Genomic DNA, 18762 nt, shown 5'->3' on the forward strand with positions numbered 1-18762 from the left:
GTATTGTTATGCTAAGTTAAGAAATAACTCCCGAACCAATAAGCTCATCCTCAATATACCATGCAACAAATTGCCCTTCTGTAATTGCTGATTGAAAATTTTCAAATTTTACATACAAGCCACTTTCAACTTTATAAAGTGTCGCATTTTCTAATGTTTGTCTGTATCGTATTCTTGCTTTTACTTCCATAGTGTCACCTACTTGCAACTCTAAATCTTTACGAATCCAATGTAACTCCTCATTACTTACAAATAATGCTTTCTTATACAAGCCTGGATGTTCTTTACCTTGACCAGTAAAAATTACATTTTCTTCAACATCAGTATCAATTACAAATAATGGTTCTACAGTACCACCCACTCCAAGACCTTTACGTTGTCCTTTAGTAAAATAGTGAGCACCTTGATGCTTACCTACTATTTTTCCAAAATCAACTTTATATTCAATTTTGCGAGATAGATACTTTAGTTTTTCTTCTTCAGAATTAAATTCTGTTTCAGTTTGACTATATATTGATAGCTCGCTTGGAATTTCAACAATAATACCTTCTTTGGGTTTTAGCTGTTGTTGTAAAAAATCTGGTAGTTTTACCTTACCTATAAAGCATAAACCTTGTGAGTCCTTCTTCTCTGCTGTAACTAAACCTAACTCTGTAGCAATTTCTCTTACTTCTGGCTTTGTTAATTCACCTATTGGAAATAAAGCTTTTGAAAGTTGTTCTTGAGATAATTGACATAAAAAATATGATTGATCTTTATTATTATCAACTCCTGCTAATAATTGATAAATATTTTCTCCTTCTTTTTGAATAGTCCCTTTTCTACAATAATGACCAGTAGCAACATAATCTGCTCCTAAATCCATTGCAATTTTCATAAAAACATCAAACTTAATCTCTCTATTACAAAGTACATCTGGGTTTGGTGTTCTTCCTTTTTCATATTCATGAAACATATAATCTACTATTCGTTCTTTATATTGCTCACTTAAATCTACCGTTTGAAAAGGGATTCCTAACTTATCTGCTACTAGCATGGCATCATTACTATCATCAAGCCAAGGGCATTGATCAGATATAGTTACTGAGTCATCATGCCAATTTTTCATAAATAAGCCAATTACCTCATAACCTTGCTGCTGTAATAAATAAGCGGCAACACTAGAATCTACACCACCTGAAAGTCCAATAATTACACGTTTCATTTTAAAAAAAATTAGTCCACAAAGATACATATAATTGTAAGATTCATTGACTAATTAATAAACTCAAATAATCGATGAAATACACTTTTGTTTCATCTTTTTTAATTTTTATTAAACATTATTAGGTTTTTTGTTTAATTTTTACATATTTTTGTTGAACAAAGTATAACTAATACATAAAAAAAAATGAAAATTAAAAGAAACCTTAAAAACATATCAATGCTGTTTGTTGCATTGATAATGATGACATCATGTAGCAACGATGATGACAATTCAATTGCATTTGAACCTTCAAACAGTTTAGTTGAACTTGCTCAAGCAACACCTCAATTATCTAGTTTAGTAACTGCTCTAGTAAAATATCCAGACCTAGTTGATTTGTTAAGTAATGATGGAAACTTTACTGTATTTGCACCAAACAATGATGCATTTGCTGCTCTATTAAGCGCTATTGGACAAACATCCATAGACGACATACCTGAAGATGTATTAAAAAGCGTTTTACAACATCATGTTTATGCATCTGCAGCCTTACAAGCTAGCCAAGTAACTTCTGGAACTATTACCATGGCCGGAGGAGAGTCTGTTGAAGTAACTGCTGGAGCTGACGGTGTGTTTTTAGACAACGCTCAAGTAATAATTGTAGATGGTATTGCAACAAACGGTGTTGTTCATATCATTGATAGTGTAATTGTGCCACCTTCTATGTTACCAATTGTTGGAACTATTGTAGCACCTGCATATTTTAATAAAAACTTTACAACTCTTATTGCTGCAGTTCTTGCTGCTGACCCAAGTATATTAGAGTTACTGCTTAGTAACGGACCAAGTGATGGAGGTTTAACATTATTTGCTCCTACAAATGATGCATTTGCTGCTGCTGGAATAACAGATGTTAATGGAGCCGATGCAATTTTAGCATATCACGTTATTGATGGAACTGTTATGGCTTCTATGTTACCAGATTCTGGTATAGCTGCTGCAGAAGTTTCAACTTTAGGCGGAAATATTTACATTACTAACGCTGGTGGACCTGTTTCTATTAATGGAACAACAATGGTTACAGCAACCGATATTACAGGATCAAATGGTGTAGTTCATGTTATAGACAGAACACTAGTACCACCTACAAATACAATAAATGAAATAGTTGCTAGTTTAGCTGGAGGAAGTCCTGCAGAATTTACAATGTTAGCTGCTGCATTAGGAAGAGCTGGTTTAGGCGATACTTTTGGTACAGACGGACCATTTACAGTATTTGCGCCTGTTGATGCTGCGTTTATGGCTGCTGGTTTTGCAGATGTAGATGCTATTAACGCTGCAGATCCTATGGTTTTAGCTTCTATACTAACACATCATGTTGTAGAGCCAAGCGTATATATTTTCTCTACAGATTTAACAGATGGTTTACAAGCTCCAATGTTAAACGGACAAAATGTAACCATCGATTTAGATACCTTAACAATTCAAGATGCTGCTGGATCAATGCCAGCTGCAGGTTTAGTTACATCTTTATTAAATGTACATGCAACTAATGGAGTAGTTCATGTTATTGATAAAGTATTATTACCCTCTAATTAATAAAATTAGTTTGGTTTGTTGATTGTAGACATATTTAAAATTGTCTATGAAAAAGGCGTCTTAAGAAATTAAGGCGTTTTTTTTATGTATTTAGGTTTATAAGTAAAGTCTTTTTCTTTAATTATTTTACCATTTTCATAATACTTCCAAACACCATCTTTTTTTCCTCTTTTATATTGACCTTCAGAAACTAACTCGCCTTTGGGAGTATAAAATTTTGCTTCACCATGTAATTCATCATGGTCATAAATATATGTTTTGAGAACCACATTTTTTTCAGATAACCAATAAGATTCTCCATACAATTTACCATCAATATAGTTTTGCTTTTCGGCAACTTGCCCGTTTGGATAATAAACTAAACGCTCACCTATTAATTTACCTGCATCATTATAGTTTTCAATTGTAAGTAATTGATCTGAGTTTTTATGATAATATTTCCAGGTACCAATGTATGTTTTACCATTCATTTTTCCTTCACTAACTACTTTTCCATTTGATGCTAAAAATTTAACCTCTGCTATTTCATTAGTATTATTAAACAATTTTGTAGCAGAAAGAATCGCTTTCTTTTTGTAGTTCTTATAAAATTTGAACAATCCAATTTCCTTTCCATGTTCAAATTGTCCTTCATATCTTAATACATCACTATCTTCAAAAGTTTTTTTCCAAACACCATGTCGCTTACCATTAGCATCAAACTGATTTACGTTTTGGGCTAACATAAAATTAGTAATCATTAAAAAAAATATAAAACTATAACGCATCTTCATTTTTAAAAATTTTATTTTATTGCTGTACACATTATTTAATCTATTATAATAATGAATTTATGAATCTTTCGATTTAGCAGAAATTATATTAAGGTAACGATTAAACTTTAAGTTTGTTATAACAAAAAAGCTGCCAAAATGATTTTATTGGCAGCTTTTTAAATTTATTTTGAAATGCTAAATCAAATAGAATAGCATATTATTTACGCTTTTGTTGAGCTTGTTTTTGTTTTTCAGCTTGCTCCATCATTTCAGCCATTTTTTTCTGAAAACGATTTTCCTTTTTAGGCTTCTTTTTCTTTTCTTGCATTTGAGCATGAATCTTATCCTCGTCAAGAATAAAGTTTTTAATAACTAAAATAATTCCAATACTAATAACATTTGATATAAAGTAATATAAACTTAATCCGGATGCATAGTTATTAAAGAAAAACAACATCATTATTGGTGAGAAGTACATCATATACTTCATCATTTTACCCATATCTGGCATGCCTTCTTGTTGTGGTTGAGATTGCATGTTCTGTCCTGTAGTTAAACGCATATAAAAGAATATAGCAACAGACGCTAATATTGGAAACAAACTAACGTGGTTTCCATAAAAAGGAATATTAAACGGCAAGTTTGCTATAACATCATAAGAAGATAAATCTTTTACCCAAAGGAATGATTTTTGTCTCAAATCAAAAGCAGATGGGAAAAATTGGAACAAGGCATAAAATACAGGAAGCTGAATTAAAGCTGGCAAACATCCTGCCATTGGGCTTGCTCCTGCTTTAGTTTGCAACGCCATCGTTTCTTGTTGCGCTTTCATTTTATTATCCTTGTGCTTTTCTCTAATAGCATCTAATTCAGGTTTTAAAATTTTCATTTTTGCCTGAGATAAAAACTGTTTGTACTGCACGAATGACAATAAGAATTTAACTAAAACTGTCATTACTACAATAGCAATACCATAAGACATGTAGCTACCTAGAAAACCAAATAAAGGCATAAATATGTAACGATTTATCCAACCAAAAAGTCCCCAACCAAATGGTACTAATTCGTCTAAATTTCTATCATATTTATTTAATACTTTAAAATCACTAGGACCATAATACCAGTCCATGGTTTGATTAAACTCGCCACCTTGCAATTCTAAAGGAATTGTAGTTGCAAAGCTTTTAGTAAATACAGTATCTATAGTTTCTTCTTTAACTAAATTTTCTGTTTTTACTTTTACGTTTTTAAAACGGTTATCTGTTAATAATACAGAAGAAAAGAAATGTTGCTTATAGCCTATCCAAGAAACATCTTCAACATCATCTTCACCATCTCTTGTATAATCTGCTTTTCCATCTTCGTAATCGTAATGCACATCTGTATATCTGTTTTCATAAGAGATACTTTTTGCATGACGATAACCTTTTAATTTCCAGTCTAAATTAATGGCTTGAGAACTATTTATAACAGAACTTAAACCTTGAGAACGAATAGCAAAATCTATCATATAATCGCCCTCTTTAATCTCGTAACGGTATTCTAAAAACTGACTTTCAGAAACTTTAAGTTTCATAGATACCACAGTAACATCACCATTTTTAGTAACTTTTGGTACAAATGGTAAATCTTTAGTATTTAAAATACGGCTATCTGTTGTACCGAAGTTTATGTTAAAGGATGCATTATTATCCTTAATCATATAAATTGGAATAGAATCGTAATCTACAAATTGCTTTAATCTTACTTCAGAAAGGAAACCACCTTTATTACTAAATTTAAGAGCTAATAAATCACTTTCAACTACTGTCTCTTTATCATCAGATTGAGTAGCAGAATATGCAAAAGCACCTAATTTATTTTTAAGCTGTATCATTTGAAGTGAATCAACTCCTGAGCCAACTTGATAATCTGCTGCTGTGGTTACTAAAGTTTCTTGTTGAGCTTTTTCTTTTTGTTCTGCTTCAACTTGTTCTTGCTTTGCTTTTTCTTGAGCTTCTAATTCTTCTGGCGTTGGTTGATTTTGCCATAGCATGTAAGCCAAAATTCCGAAAATAAGTACAAAACCAATAATCGAATTAATATCTAATTTCTTTTCTTCCATGTGTTAGTTATAGTGAGTTGATTTGATTGTTATTAGGTATTTATGTAAACCCTTCTTCTATTAGAATTTAAAATACTTAATCAATAAACTATCCAATCTTAATTTTATGACATAGTGGCATTATTTTTCTTTTTCTTATGTTTTAATGCTGCTTCAACAAAGGCCACAAATAAAGGATGTGGATTTGCTACTGTACTTTTATATTCTGGGTGATATTGTACACCAATAAACCAAGGGTGTTGAGGAACTTCAACGATTTCAACTAACCCTGTATCTGGATTTAAACCAGTTGCTACCATTCCTGCAGCCTCAAGCTTATCTTTATATTCGCTATTAAATTCATAACGATGTCTATGTCTTTCTGTGATGCTTTCTGCTTTATATATGTCACGAACAGCACTTCCTATTTTCAAATCGCATGCCCAAGCACCTAAACGCATGGTTCCACCTTTATCTGTTATGTTTTTTTGGTCTTCCATTAAACCAATAACAGGATTGTTAGTGGTAGCATTCATTTCTGTAGATGCAGCATCAGAAATCCCTAAAACATTTCTAGCAAATTCTATTACAGCCATTTGCATGCCTAAACAAATTCCTAAAAAAGGCACATTATTTTCCCTTACAAACTGAACTGCATCTATTTTACCATCAATACCACGTTCTCCAAAACCTGGTGCAACTAAAACACCATCTAGATGTGCTAATTTTAATTTAGCATTGTCTTTATTAATATATTCAGAATGTACAGATTCAACATTTACTTTTACTTCATTTTCTGCACCAGCATGAATAAAGGCTTCTAAAATAGATTTATAAGAATCTTGTAACTCTACATATTTTCCAATTAAACCTATAGTAACTTCGGTCTTAGGGTTTTTATGACGGTGCACAAATTGATTCCATTGATCTATATCTGGTTTTGTGCTTTTTAATTTTAATTTTTCAAGCACCACTTTATCTAAACCTTCTTCAAGCATAAGATTTGGCACATCGTAAATTGTAGATGCATCTATAGATTGAATAACTGCTTCTTCTTTTACATTACAAAATAAAGCAAGTTTTCTGCGTAAATCTTTTGGTAAATTACGCTCTGTTCTACAAACCAAAATATCGGCTTGTACTCCACTTTCCATAAGTGTTTTAACACTATGTTGTGTTGGTTTAGTTTTTAATTCGCCAGCAGCAGATAAGTATGGAACTAAGGTTAAATGGATAACAATACCATTATTTTCTCCTAAATCCCATCTTAATTGACGAACAGCTTCTATGTATGGTAACGATTCAATATCACCAACTGTTCCTCCAATTTCTGTAATTACAATATCATAATCTCCAGATTTTCCTAAAATCTGAACACGTTCTTTAATTTCATCAGTAATATGAGGAACAACTTGTACTGTTTTACCAAGAAATTCACCTCGACGCTCTTTTTGAATGACACTTTGGTATATTCTACCTGTAGTTACGTTATTAGCCTGACTTGTTGGTCTGTTTAAAAAACGCTCATAATGTCCTAAATCTAAATCGGTTTCTGCACCATCTTCAGTAACATAGCACTCGCCATGTTCATAAGGATTTAATGTTCCTGGATCGACATTAATATATGGATCTAATTTTTGAATAGTTACCCTATAGCCTTGTGCTTGAAGTAATTTAGCTAGAGATGCTGCTATGATACCTTTTCCTAAGGATGATGTAACACCGCCGGTTACAAATATGTATTTTGCTGTAGTTGTCATGTTGCGCTTATAAACGCAGGCAAATTTACAAAATTAAAATAGTTATTTAAGAGTGACTTGTTAACAATTTTTGAAATGATTTTTTGATCATTTCCCTATTTAATTAACTTGACTTGTAAATGAATTCAACTATTTTAGCTATAAACTTTTTAAAACTAATTTTAATTATTAAAAATAAAGCAAAATATCTACTTAGACAATTTGTAATATGCTTAGTCTCTTGCTCTTTACATGCCCAATATAAAAACTATGTAGATTTAGACAATGATTCCTTTAAGCAACAAAAAGTTATACTAAAAAAAGAAAAAATTAAGAAATTAACAATTAGAACATATTCTAGTCCTTTTAATAATGGCGATTTAGAACCGAGTTCAGATACATTTATAAATTTTGATAATAATTTTAATATTGCTAGTATTATTTATCAAGATTGTGATACCAAAATTTCTGAATTTTATTCTTATAATAAATCAAACCTTTTAAAAGAAAAAAACAGAAAGACAGAAAAAGGTGTATTTAAAACTACAATTAATAATAGTCAATATAGCTACATTGTGCCAATTGCAAGATTATTTCCAACCAAACCAAATAAAATTTTATATAATTACGACAGTAGTAACAAATTAATTAAGAAAAAAACTTGTATTAGAGCATCTTGTAAAATTGAGCGCTACAAATACTTTGGAAATAAAAATTACACTTATTTTATTGACGAAGAAGGAAAAATTGAGCAAACAAAAATTTGTCAAAAAAAGGATAGTATTGAGATTGAACTAAAACACAATAAACTCAATGAAGTTGAATATAAATCAATTAAATATTTTAACAAGGACTTTTTGAAAATTAGGGAAGAACATTTTAATCGCGATACCTTAATTTATAAACAATTAATTAAGATTGAGGATAATAAAATTATACAATCTATAACTAGTGAATATTACAGGAAAAAAGATTCAAATGAAATGACTGCTTATGTAAATGGTGAATATTTTATTTATGATGAATCTTATAAACTCAAAACAAAATTTAAAATTGATAGAAATGAAAATACAACTAAAAAAAAGTATGAGTATTATGAAAACGGATTACTAAAATCGGAAATTTCATTTTTTAATGACAAATTAAGTCACTCAAGATTATATCAATACGAATAAACCAAGAACTTATTTTTTTTGATTATTAATTATTCAATTTACACCTCCAAGACCTCTTCTTCACCCTTTTGAAACACATAGGTTAAAAACCACATGATTGTAAAGGTTGGAATAATATCAAACCCAGGTATTATTTCTTCAATAAAAGATACAACACCAGCTATTTTACCTTTGGTGCCTTTATACATTTTACTCATTATATAACCAGATGCAGGTGCCCAAATAATATCGAAAATGGTGAGCATACCAATAGCATCAAATACGATACTAAGTGCCAGTTTTTTATATTTACTTAAGTTTTCTAAATTCATTTGTTGTTTTTTACTAAACTTATTGCAAGAAACATACCAAAATAAATTGTTAGATTACTTCCCAATAAGCTTTAAAAACTCATTTCTAGTTTCTATTTTTTCAAACTGCCCTCTAAAACCAGATGTAGTAGTTATTGAGTTTTGTTTCTGCACACCACGCATCATCATACACATGTGTGATGCTTCAATAACCACAGCTACACCTTGTGGTTGCAAAGTATCGTTAATACAATCTAAAATTTGTTTTGTTAAGCGTTCTTGCACCTGTAATCTCCTTGCAAAAACATCAACAATTCTTGGTAATTTACTAAGTCCAACAATTTGACCATTTGGTATATAAGCTATATGCGCTTTTCCAAAAAACGGTAAGATATGGTGTTCGCAAAGCGAGTATAATTCTATATCTTTTACAATTACCATTTCGTTATAGGACTCTTTAAACATAGCACCTTTAAGAATTTCAACTGGGTCTTGATTGTAACCTTGAGTTAAAAACTGCATAGCTTTTGCTGCACGTTCTGGGGTTTTTAAAAGACCATCACGATTGGTATCTTCACCTAAATCTTTAATAATATTTTCATATCTATTCTTAACATCATCGGTAACTTTCATGTTGTATTCCTCGAAACTCTTATATGGCATAATAATCTATAATTTGAAAATAAAGATAAATAAAAAAAATATTGAAAACCTATTTATGAATAAGCTCTTAATTTTTTTTAACTTTTTATTGTGAAAAATAAACAGCAACAAATTTAGTTTTGTAAATGTTAATTGACTAATAACATCATCAATCAAATCAATATCATGAAGAAAGTATCATTTATACTACTATTCTTTTCTTTTTTTTTGCATTTAAATGGACAAACCAAAAAATTATACCAAATAACCAGAACTCTAAAAGCACCAAATATTGATGGTGTTCTTAATGAAAGTATTTGGAGTAATTTACAGGTAGCAACAGACTTTATTCAGTTTAAGCCTGAAGTTGGAAAATCGCCAACTAAAGAAAAACGTACTGAAGTAAAAATGTGTTATGATGATAATGCCATTTATATATCTGCTTATTTGTATGACAATCCAGAAGACATTATGCGGCAATTTACCCAAAGAGATAATTTTGGACAATCGGACTTTTTTGGTATAATATTCAATCCAAATAACGATGCTCAAAATAATACTGAGTTTTTTATTTTTAGTTCCGGAACACAAGCCGATGCTGTTGAAAGCCCTAGTAATGGTGAAGATTTTGGGTGGAATGCTGTTTGGGAAAGTGCTGTAAAAATAGTGGATGACGGTTGGATTATTGAAGTAAAAATACCCTATAGAGCACTACGATTCACACAACAAGAAGACCCAACTTGGGGTATTCAATTTCATAGACAATATAGAAAAACCAGATCACAATTTACTTGGAATGCTATAGATGTTACTAAAGGAAATTATGGATTATACAATGCAGAATTAAGAGGTCTTAAAAATATAATTCCACCAACAAGATTAAGTTTTTACCCATATGCTTCTGGGCTAGTTAGTAGTTTTAAAGATGAAACAGATACCGATTTTGCTGCGGGCTTAGATGTAAAATATGGAATAACTGAAAATATTACATTAGACGCTACATTAATTCCAGATTTTAGTCAAGCTGGTTTTGATAATGTGAGGTTAAACCTTGGCCCTTTTGAACAACAGTTTGCAGAACAACGCCAATTTTTTACAGAAGGCATAGATTTATTTAATAAAGGAGATTTATTTTATTCAAGGCGTGTTGGTGATACCCCATCAATCTTTCCAGATACAGAAGACAATGAAGAAATTAAAAATTACCCAGATAAAGTTCAATTAATAAATGCCGTAAAAATATCTGGTAGAACAAAAAAAGGGTTAGGTATTGGATTCTTTAACGCTATTACTAAAAAAACATTTGCAACAATTGAAAAAACAGAAATTACAAACGAAAATTTACCTAGCGAATCTACTGTTAAAACAAAAAGAGATGTAGTTGTTGAGCCGCTTGCAAATTATAATATTATGGTGCTTGACCAACAGTTTAATAAAAACTCTTCTGTTACCTTAATTAACACAAACGTTACAAGAAATGGTGATTTTAAAGACGCCAATGTAACCGGATTGTTATTAGATTTAGTGAACAAAAAAAACACCTATGGTGCCATAGGAGAAATAAAAATGAGTTCTTTTAACGATATAGAAAATATTGATAATGGCTATAGTGCCAAATTAGGAGCCGGCAAAAATAGTGGTAAATTTAGATATAGTTTAGTTTATAATTATGCAGATGATAATTTTGATATTAATGACTTAGGCATACAATTTAGAAACAATTACAGCAATTTTAGTACAGAAATGAGTTATAGAATTTTTGAGCCTACCAAAAGCTTCAATAATTTATATGTTGGTAGCTGGTTTAATTATAATCAGTTAGCAAGCCCTAACACTTATACAGGTGCAAACATGGGATTTAACATAAATGCTACAACTAAAAAATTACATTCATTTGGAATTAATGGTAACTGGAATATAGGTAAACAATATGATTATTTTGAACCAAGAAATGGTTTTAATAGCTATTTTGTTACCAAAAACTATGCACAAAGTAATGTATGGATTTCATCAAATTACAATAATCTCTTTGCCATAGATTCTAATTTTGGATATGCACTTTTCTTTGATGAAGAACGTCATAATTTTAACAATTGGTGGTATGGAATAACCCCTCGATTTAAATTTAATGATAAGCTACTAATTGTTTTAGGTTATAGTTTTGATGATTATACAGCAGATAGAGGTTACATTAATAATCAAAAAGTTGATGATGAAATTATTTTTGGTCAACGAAAACGTATTGAAACAACTCTTAGTATTTCTGGAAGTTATATTTTTAATCCGTTTAATGCTTTAACATTAAGTTTTAGAAACTATTTAAGCCGTGTTACTTATGATAACCAAGTTTATAATTTACAAGATAATGGAAGTCTTGAAGTGTCCAATACACATACAAAAACTACAATAGGTGAAGACTCAGATTTTAACCCAGATGCTAACTTTAACACCTGGAATTTAGATTTTAGTTACACTTGGCAATTTGCACCAGGAAGTCAATTAACAGCATTATATAGAAATCAGATCTTTAATTTTTCAAATGATTCAAAAGACAGTTATTTTGATAGTTTAAATAGCTTGTTTGATCAAGATAAACGAAATACAGTCTCTCTACGATTAGTTTATTTTATTGACTACAATGATGTTAAAAATATATTCCAAAACAAAAACAAATCTTAAATATATTTTTATACCAAACGAACATTTGGTATAACAGTATAAAGTAGTAAATTCACAGCTGTTATATAATAAAAATGATTCAAGCAAAAAACATTCATAAATATTACGGTGATTTACAAGTTTTAAAAGGTGTAGATATCCAAATTGAAAAAGGAGAAATTGTTTCAATTGTTGGTGCTTCTGGAGCAGGAAAAACAACCTTACTACATATTTTAGGTACGTTAGATACACCTGCTTCTAAAAAGGGTTCAGAATTGTTAATAAACAAAATCAATATAACATCTCTTAAAGACAAAGCTTTAGCCAAGTTTAGAAATGAACATCTTGGGTTTATATTTCAGTTTCATCAATTACTTCCAGAATTTACAGCCATAGAAAATGTGTGTTTACCAGCTTTTATTAAAGGTACTAAAAAAGCTGAAGCTGAAAAACATGCTAAAGAACTTTTAGATTTTTTAGGATTGTCTCACAGGTACAATCATAAACCTAATGAACTTTCTGGAGGTGAACAACAACGTGTAGCAGTAGCTAGAGCTTTAATAAATAGTCCTGATTTAATTTTTGCAGATGAACCTTCTGGGAATTTAGATAGCGAATCTGCTGAAAACCTACATAATCTGTTTTTTAAACTTCGTGATAAATTTGGACAAACATTTGTTATTGTAACTCACAATGAAGATTTAGCAAATATGGCCGACAGAAAATTGATAATGGTTGATGGTAAGATAACAAACTAATCTTTTTTGTAAAGCGCATACAATCCAAAAATAGGTCCTATGGCTAATATTAAAAAAAGGTACTTTGCTTCTATTATGGATTGCAAATAGTTTATAAACTGAATACTAATTATTGTAATTGCAAACCCTATTGAATTTACTATAGTTAAAGCAGTTCCCTTATATTCTGAGTTTACATTTTGTGCTACTAATGTTGAAAAGAGAGGTGAATCGGCAATAACTACAATACCCCAAAACATTAAGAATGTTATAAAAACTATATCGGATTCCAACATAAATAGTAATGGTGATACTAAACAACAAATACAAGACAAAGCAAGAATGGTTCTAGCTACTTTTTTAGTTAAAAATCTTTGAGACAAATATCCTGATGCTACACATCCCAAAGAACCTACAGCAATTATGCTAAAACTTAGCAATGGCAAATTAAAATGATTTTTTTGATGATAATCAATATAATATTTTAATAATACAGGTACAAAAGCCCAAAATGCATACAACTCCCACATGTGTCCAAAATAACCAAATGCAGCACTTCTAAATTTTTTGATTTTAAAAATTTTATAAAATAAGGTTATATCAAATCTTTGAAGTGTTCTTTTATATGGCCCATCTGGTACTAATAAAAAAATTAACAATCCTCCAAACAATGCTAAACCCGAAGTGATATAAAGCATAAGTTCCCAATACACAATCCCTTTATATCCATTTAAAACATGAGGAAAAGCCGTACCTAATACTAAGGCACCAACTAAAAAACCTAGAGTTTTACCCAAACCTTTTTTATAATAGTCTGATGCTATCTTCATCCCTACTGGATATATACCAGCTAAAAAAAAGCCAGTTAAAAAACGAAGTAACATTAAACTTAATAAGTTTTGAAAGCCAAAAGCCATTAAAGCATTAAATAATGCTGCAATTACAGCACTAACAAAAAACACTTTTGAAGGTGAAAACCGATCTGATATGGTTAAAATAGCAAATATAAAAGTACCTATAATAAAACCAAATTGTATGGCAGAAGTTAAATTACCTAATGCTGTAGATTCTAAATTAAATTTAAGGATTAAATCGTTAATAATTGCGTTACCAACAAACCATAAAGAGGTACAGCAAAATTGTGATAAAACAATAACAGGAAGGATTATTTTTTTGCTAATCATTTAAATGATTTAATGACCAATTTAATTTATAAATATTATAAGTCTCCTTTTTATTAAACTAATTACATTTATTTTTGTTGAACTATGAAAGGAAAACAAATAAAACTAACCAAAAGCGAACTTAAAGACTTTTTGGATACTAAAGTTATTCAATATAATAATCCTAAATTTATTGAAAGCGATCCTATACAAATTCCACATAAATTTAGTAAAAAAGAAGATATAGAAATTGCTGGTTTTTTAACAGCTACTATTGCTTGGGGAAACCGCAAAAGCATTATAAATAATGCAAATCGTTTAATGGAATTACTAGACCACTCCCCTTTCGATTTTGTATTAAACCACCAAGAAACAGATCTAGAAAAACTTTTGCCTTTTGTACATAGAACATTTAATGGAAATGATTGCATACAGTTTATAAAATCGTTGCAACATATTTATAAAAACCATGATGGTTTAGAAAATATTTTTTCAAAACACACCGAATTTAATTCATTACAAAAATCTATTTCAAAATTTAAATCTACTTTTTTTGAAATTGAACATTTAAAGCGATCTCAAAAACATGTTAGCGATCCTTTAAAAAATTCGGCTGCCAAACGTATTAATATGTTTTTACGTTGGATGGTTAGAAATGATAATACTGGGGTAGATTTTGGTATTTGGAATTCTATTTCGCCAAGCCTTCTTTCTTGTCCTTTAGATGTGCATTCTGGTAATGTTGCCAGAAAACTCGGTTTATTAAAACGAAAACAAAATGATGGTAAAGCACTTACTGAATTAGATATAGCTTTAAGAAAACTAGACCCAAAGGACCCTGTTAAATACGATTTTGCTTTATTTGGTTTGGGCGTTTTTGAAGGGTTTTGATTGGTGCGTTAGGCATTGTAAAGGAAAGCACACCCTTGTGGTAACGTATTGAATAAAAAAAACGATTGACAAACTTAAGATTCATCAATCGTTTATTAAATATTATAATTTTAAAGTTATTTTATCCTTTTAACCAAGCTTCACGCAATGCGTTTTCCTCTTCTGTTGTATTTGCTTTTTGTTTTAAAGCCTTACCAACTGTATAACCTTGAGTTGTAGTGGTTTTTATTACAACTTCTTTACCATCTCTCTCAAGTATTACTTCTACATCTCTACCTGGTTTCCAGCTAAATACTTGGCCTAAAACTTTATTTGCATTTTGAAGTGTTACTGATTCTCCATCAATCGCTTTTATAATATCGTTTGGTTGTGCGCCTTGCTCTTTCCAAAAACTATTTTCTAATACAGAATCTATAAAGAATATACCTTTATCTGGAGATCCACTAACAATAGGTGCGCCACCAACTAAAATATAATTAGCTTCTACTTTCCCCTCGGCTATTTCTAGACCAACTTTGTCAAAAAATTCGTTATAATTAATTGGAATATCTCCAACTACGTGTGTATTTAAAAATTCACCAATAGATGGGTAGGTCATGGCTGTAATTTCATCAATTAATTTGTCGTCTTCAAATGGTTTGTTTTTTCCGTATTTATTAGACAGCTCTTTCATTAATGAAAGTATACCTCTATTTCCATTACTTTCTTCACGCGTTAATATATCTATACACATACCAATTAATGCACCTTTTTGGTACACATTTAAATATTGATCTTTATATGGTGCTTTTAATACATTTTCGCTCATTATGGTAAAACTCATGGCATCATTTAAACGTCTAGAACCATCAATTTTACTCTTTATTTTATTATAAAAATCTTTCTCTTCAACCAAACCTTGATCTACTTGAAACAGCGTAGCAAAGTATTCGGTTACACCCTCATACATCCATAAATGTTTTGAAAATGTAGGGTTGTTATAATCAAAATAATGTACGTCTTCTGAGTGTACACTTAACGGTGTTACAATATGAAAAAACTCATGAGACACTACATCTATCATACTTTCTGCTAATGCTGCTTCATCCATTGATTCTGGCAATACAACAACTGTAGATGTATGATGCTCTAAAGCTCCAAATCCTTTAGGAGAATCCTCTTTACTTTCAGATAAATACAAGTAAATATCATAACGCGGTGTAGCGTTTATATCGCCCAAATAAGCTTTTTGTGCTTTCATCATTTTAAAAACAACATCTTTAAGAGATTTTGCTGAATGCACTTTATTTGGAGAATATACACTTAATACAATTTTGATATCGCCAACTTGAAACTCTTCTACATCCAAATTACCGTACATCATTGGGTTATCTGTGATATCAAAATATCTAGGCGCAATATAACTTGTAGTGGTTGTTTTTCCGTCGTCACTAACTTTTGAACTTACATTTTGTAAAGCTGATGTACGTACAAAATCGGATGCTGCAGTAACATCTAATTTGTATTGATTGTTTTTTAATGAATCAAAATAACCAATAAAACCGTGTAAGTTTAAAACATAGTTATTAGGTTCTAAATTCGTCCCTGCTGGCGAAAAAGGCTCCTCTTTTCCAATACCTCCTTCTTCTTCAATATCGAACGTATCGTTCACTAAATAGGTTATTTTGTCTAATTGTTTGGCATTAGCAATCGTCCAAGTATTAGTATCGGTTTTATTTACTGCCATTTCATTTCCTTTGTAATCAAAAGCTTTAAAATCGTCTATATACTTACCAAAATCACTAACAGAATAAGTACCTTGAACAACTCTTGGTAGCCTATAAGTAACAGTTTCTGTTGTAAAACGACCTGGATTAATGGTTACAGGAGCTTTATCATCAGAGATATTTACTAAATTTATTGAAGTTTCAATAGGTAAATTTGTTGCTAAATCGTTGCTGATATTTTTAGTTGACCCACAGCCAACTAGCACAGCACCAGCAAATAAAGCGAATAATGTTTTTGTATACATCAAAATTGATTTTTAAAGTTTTTTAATTGACGCGCAAATTACCATAATGTTACGGGCTGCTTTCTTAATGTTTTGTTAAATTCGCAGTATGCAGAAGCCTTTGGTAAGTATATTAATTCCGTTTAAAAACACAGAAACTTTTATTGGTGCTTGTTTGCAATCAATTTTAGAACAAACCTATACTAATTGGGAACTACTAATTGTTGATGATAACTCTATTGATTCTAGTTTATCTATAGTTGAAAGTTTTGCTAAGAAAGATTTTAGAATTAAGGTATTTAAAAATTCTGGGAGCGGTATTATAAATGCTTTACAATTAGCATTTAAAAATAGTACAGGAGAGTTGGTAACTAGAATGGATAGTGATGATGTGATGAAACCCAATAAAATTAAAGTTCTTGCCAATAATCTTATACAACAAGGTAAAGGACACGTGGCGTTAGGCTTAGTTCATTATTTTTCTTTAAATGGTATAAAAGCTGGATATAAAAGTTATGAAGTTTGGTTAAATAAATTAACTAAAATAGGAACTAACTATTCTGAAATTTATAAAGAGTGTGTTATACCTTCGCCTTGTTGGATGTTGTACAGAGACGATTTAATAGCATGTAATGCCTTTAACCCTAATAGATATCCAGAAGATTACGATTTGGCTTTTAGGTTTTATAAACATAATTTTAAATGTATTCCTTGTAATGTTGTTTTACATGATTGGAGAGATTATAGCCATCGTACCTCTAGAACAAACGAGCACTACGCAGAAAATCATTTTATTCCTTTAAAACTGGACTACTTTTTAGAGTTAGATTTTAATACTGAAAAAACACTTGTAGTTTGGGGCGCTGGCAATAAAGGGAAGTTTATTGCTAAAACACTTATTGATAAGCAAATTGATTTTGAATGGATTTGCGATAACCCTAAAAAGATTGGAAAAAATATTTATGGTAAGGTATTAAGGGCTTTTAAAGATTTAGAAACTATAAAAAACCCACAGAGTATTATAACAGTTGCTAATAAAGAGGCTCAGATCGAAATTAGAAACTATTTAAATTCATTGCATTTTAAAACAATTATAGATTATGTTTTCATTTGTTAACTGATATATATAAATCTATTAAAACAGAGGTTTAGACACAATAGTCATAGAAATGTCGCAATGATGCCGTTATCAAAATGATTGATTCATTATTAATTTTGGCTGAAATTAAATTGAATAAACTATGAACATTATTGGAAATAAAATCAAAGAAGTTAGAAACAAAAAAGGAATGTCTCAAGAAGATTTAGCAGAAAATGCTAAAGTGAGTTTAAGAACCATTCAACGGATAGAAAATAACGAAAATGAACCCAGAGGAAAAACACTTCATTTAATTTGTGAAGCACTAGAGTTAAATGCTGAAGATATTTTAGATTATGGTAAACAAAACAATAAAAACTACCTTATTTACCTTCACTTATCTGTACTTTCTTTTTTTATTATTCCGCTAGGTAATATTATACTTCCCCTAATAATTTGGCTAACAAATAAAGATAAAATAATTGGTTTAAATGAAGCTGGAATAAATCTTTTAAACTTTCAAATTTTTTGGACTTTCATAACATATGGCAGTCTAATTGGTTTTGTTATTGCAAAAATTATGCATTTTAAAACAGGTGGTCTAGCCTCTATCCAAATATTAATATATGTATGGTTAATTTTAAATACAATAAATATTATTTTACCAATATTATTTTCGGTTCGAATAGGAAGAGACTTGCAAAAAAGCCAGTATCCAAAAATTATAAAGTTAATTAAATAGATTTCATTTTATTCCTTAACTAAAAATGAAAAAA

At 30.1% G+C, this 18762-nt stretch carries 15 protein-coding genes; 7 read left to right on the top strand and 8 right to left on the bottom strand.

Annotation, left to right across the window (positions count from 1 at the left end; genetic code table 11):
* Positions 1 to 16: 16 nt before the first annotated feature.
* Complete coding sequence (gene mnmA, locus Q0842_RS12285; protein ID WP_298498428.1) at positions 17 to 1204, bottom strand: tRNA 2-thiouridine(34) synthase MnmA; 1188 nt, start codon at positions 1202 to 1204, stop codon at positions 17 to 19.
* 186 nt (positions 1205 to 1390) lie between these two features.
* Here mnmA and Q0842_RS12290 point away from each other — a divergent pair, with 186 nt between their 5' ends.
* Positions 1391 to 2785, top strand: a complete 1395-nt coding sequence (locus Q0842_RS12290; RefSeq protein WP_298498430.1) for a fasciclin domain-containing protein — start codon at positions 1391 to 1393, stop codon at positions 2783 to 2785.
* Positions 2786 to 2853: 68 nt separating this feature from the next.
* Here the strand turns inward: Q0842_RS12290 and Q0842_RS12295 are convergent, their stop codons facing one another.
* The 3 genes from Q0842_RS12295 to Q0842_RS12305 all read right to left on the bottom strand — a co-directional run bounded on the left by Q0842_RS12295 (position 2854) and on the right by Q0842_RS12305 (position 7383).
* Positions 2854 to 3510 carry a toxin-antitoxin system YwqK family antitoxin gene (locus Q0842_RS12295; protein WP_298498433.1) on the bottom strand — a complete coding sequence of 219 codons (657 nt, stop codon included), beginning with the start codon at positions 3508 to 3510 and terminating at the stop codon, positions 2854 to 2856.
* 247 nt (positions 3511 to 3757) lie between these two features.
* On the bottom strand, positions 3758 to 5644 hold the full coding sequence (yidC, locus tag Q0842_RS12300) for a membrane protein insertase YidC (protein WP_298498435.1): 1887 nt from the start codon (positions 5642 to 5644) through the stop codon (positions 3758 to 3760).
* A gap of 104 nt (positions 5645 to 5748) precedes the next feature.
* Complete coding sequence (locus Q0842_RS12305) at positions 5749 to 7383, bottom strand: CTP synthase (RefSeq protein WP_298498437.1); 1635 nt, start codon at positions 7381 to 7383, stop codon at positions 5749 to 5751.
* A gap of 119 nt (positions 7384 to 7502) precedes the next feature.
* Here Q0842_RS12305 and Q0842_RS12310 point away from each other — a divergent pair, with 119 nt between their 5' ends.
* Complete coding sequence (locus Q0842_RS12310; protein ID WP_298498439.1) at positions 7503 to 8537, top strand: hypothetical protein; 1035 nt, start codon at positions 7503 to 7505, stop codon at positions 8535 to 8537.
* A 38-nt stretch (positions 8538 to 8575) separates the two neighbouring features.
* On the opposite strand, the gene Q0842_RS12315 is transcribed toward Q0842_RS12310, so the two are convergent.
* Both Q0842_RS12315 and folE read right to left on the bottom strand, forming a co-directional pair.
* Positions 8576 to 8848 carry a hypothetical protein gene (locus tag Q0842_RS12315; protein WP_298498442.1) on the bottom strand — a complete coding sequence of 91 codons (273 nt, stop codon included), beginning with the start codon at positions 8846 to 8848 and terminating at the stop codon, positions 8576 to 8578.
* A gap of 54 nt (positions 8849 to 8902) precedes the next feature.
* Positions 8903 to 9490 carry a GTP cyclohydrolase I FolE gene (gene folE, locus Q0842_RS12320; RefSeq protein WP_298498444.1) on the bottom strand — a complete coding sequence of 196 codons (588 nt, stop codon included), beginning with the start codon at positions 9488 to 9490 and terminating at the stop codon, positions 8903 to 8905.
* A gap of 165 nt (positions 9491 to 9655) precedes the next feature.
* On the opposite strand from folE, the gene Q0842_RS12325 reads away from it, so the two are divergent.
* Entirely contained in the window at positions 9656 to 12148 is a 2493-nt protein-coding gene (locus Q0842_RS12325) for a DUF5916 domain-containing protein (RefSeq protein WP_298498446.1), read from the top strand.
* Between the two features lie 74 nt (positions 12149 to 12222).
* On the top strand, positions 12223 to 12885 hold the full coding sequence (locus Q0842_RS12330; protein WP_298498448.1) for an ABC transporter ATP-binding protein: 663 nt from the start codon (positions 12223 to 12225) through the stop codon (positions 12883 to 12885).
* Here Q0842_RS12330 and Q0842_RS12335 read toward each other — a convergent pair.
* Positions 12882 to 14048, bottom strand: a complete 1167-nt coding sequence (locus Q0842_RS12335; protein ID WP_298498450.1) for an MFS transporter — start codon at positions 14046 to 14048, stop codon at positions 12882 to 12884. The two genes, Q0842_RS12330 and Q0842_RS12335, sit on opposite strands and share 4 nt — an antisense overlap.
* An 84-nt stretch (positions 14049 to 14132) precedes the next feature.
* Between Q0842_RS12335 and Q0842_RS12340 the strand changes: the two genes are divergently transcribed.
* A complete protein-coding gene (locus Q0842_RS12340; protein WP_298498452.1) occupies positions 14133 to 14918 on the top strand; it encodes a TIGR02757 family protein in 786 nt (261 codons plus the stop codon).
* Between the two features lie 121 nt (positions 14919 to 15039).
* Here the strand turns inward: Q0842_RS12340 and Q0842_RS12345 are convergent, their stop codons facing one another.
* On the bottom strand, positions 15040 to 16929 hold the full coding sequence (locus Q0842_RS12345; RefSeq protein ID WP_298498454.1) for a peptidase M61: 1890 nt from the start codon (positions 16927 to 16929) through the stop codon (positions 15040 to 15042).
* Positions 16930 to 17017: 88 nt separating this feature from the next.
* Between Q0842_RS12345 and Q0842_RS12350 the strand changes: the two genes are divergently transcribed.
* Both Q0842_RS12350 and Q0842_RS12355 read left to right on the top strand, forming a co-directional pair.
* On the top strand, positions 17018 to 18025 hold the full coding sequence (locus Q0842_RS12350; RefSeq protein ID WP_298498456.1) for a glycosyltransferase family 2 protein: 1008 nt from the start codon (positions 17018 to 17020) through the stop codon (positions 18023 to 18025).
* 124 nt (positions 18026 to 18149) lie between these two features.
* Entirely contained in the window at positions 18150 to 18728 is a 579-nt protein-coding gene (locus tag Q0842_RS12355; RefSeq protein WP_298498459.1) for a helix-turn-helix domain-containing protein, read from the top strand.
* The last annotated feature ends 34 nt before the right edge of the window (positions 18729 to 18762 follow it).

Source organism: uncultured Algibacter sp. (assembly GCF_947495675.1).
Taxonomy (GTDB): domain Bacteria; phylum Bacteroidota; class Bacteroidia; order Flavobacteriales; family Flavobacteriaceae; genus Algibacter_B.

What these genes read in the sequence shown, in the direction of transcription:
- Q0842_RS12310 (WP_298498439.1), top strand. Translation starts at nt 7,503, where the DNA reads ATGAATTCAACTATTTTAGCTATAAACTTTTTAAAACTAATTTTAATT.
- Q0842_RS12350 (WP_298498456.1), top strand. Translation starts at nt 17,018, where the DNA reads ATGCAGAAGCCTTTGGTAAGTATATTAATTCCGTTTAAAAACACAGAA.
- yidC (WP_298498435.1), bottom strand. Translation starts at nt 5,644, where the DNA reads ATGGAAGAAAAGAAATTAGATATTAATTCGATTATTGGTTTTGTACTT.
- Q0842_RS12345 (WP_298498454.1), bottom strand. Translation starts at nt 16,929, where the DNA reads ATGTATACAAAAACATTATTCGCTTTATTTGCTGGTGCTGTGCTAGTT.
- Q0842_RS12295 (WP_298498433.1), bottom strand. Translation starts at nt 3,510, where the DNA reads ATGTTAGCCCAAAACGTAAATCAGTTTGATGCTAATGGTAAGCGACAT.
- Q0842_RS12290 (WP_298498430.1), top strand. Translation starts at nt 1,391, where the DNA reads ATGAAAATTAAAAGAAACCTTAAAAACATATCAATGCTGTTTGTTGCA.
- Q0842_RS12330 (WP_298498448.1), top strand. Translation starts at nt 12,223, where the DNA reads ATGATTCAAGCAAAAAACATTCATAAATATTACGGTGATTTACAAGTT.
- Q0842_RS12335 (WP_298498450.1), bottom strand. Translation starts at nt 14,048, where the DNA reads ATGATTAGCAAAAAAATAATCCTTCCTGTTATTGTTTTATCACAATTT.
- folE (WP_298498444.1), bottom strand. Translation starts at nt 9,490, where the DNA reads ATGCCATATAAGAGTTTCGAGGAATACAACATGAAAGTTACCGATGAT.
- Q0842_RS12325 (WP_298498446.1), top strand. Translation starts at nt 9,656, where the DNA reads ATGAAGAAAGTATCATTTATACTACTATTCTTTTCTTTTTTTTTGCAT.
- mnmA (WP_298498428.1), bottom strand. Translation starts at nt 1,204, where the DNA reads ATGAAACGTGTAATTATTGGACTTTCAGGTGGTGTAGATTCTAGTGTT.
- Q0842_RS12355 (WP_298498459.1), top strand. Translation starts at nt 18,150, where the DNA reads ATGAACATTATTGGAAATAAAATCAAAGAAGTTAGAAACAAAAAAGGA.
- Q0842_RS12315 (WP_298498442.1), bottom strand. Translation starts at nt 8,848, where the DNA reads ATGAATTTAGAAAACTTAAGTAAATATAAAAAACTGGCACTTAGTATC.
- Q0842_RS12305 (WP_298498437.1), bottom strand. Translation starts at nt 7,383, where the DNA reads ATGACAACTACAGCAAAATACATATTTGTAACCGGCGGTGTTACATCA.
- Q0842_RS12340 (WP_298498452.1), top strand. Translation starts at nt 14,133, where the DNA reads ATGAAAGGAAAACAAATAAAACTAACCAAAAGCGAACTTAAAGACTTT.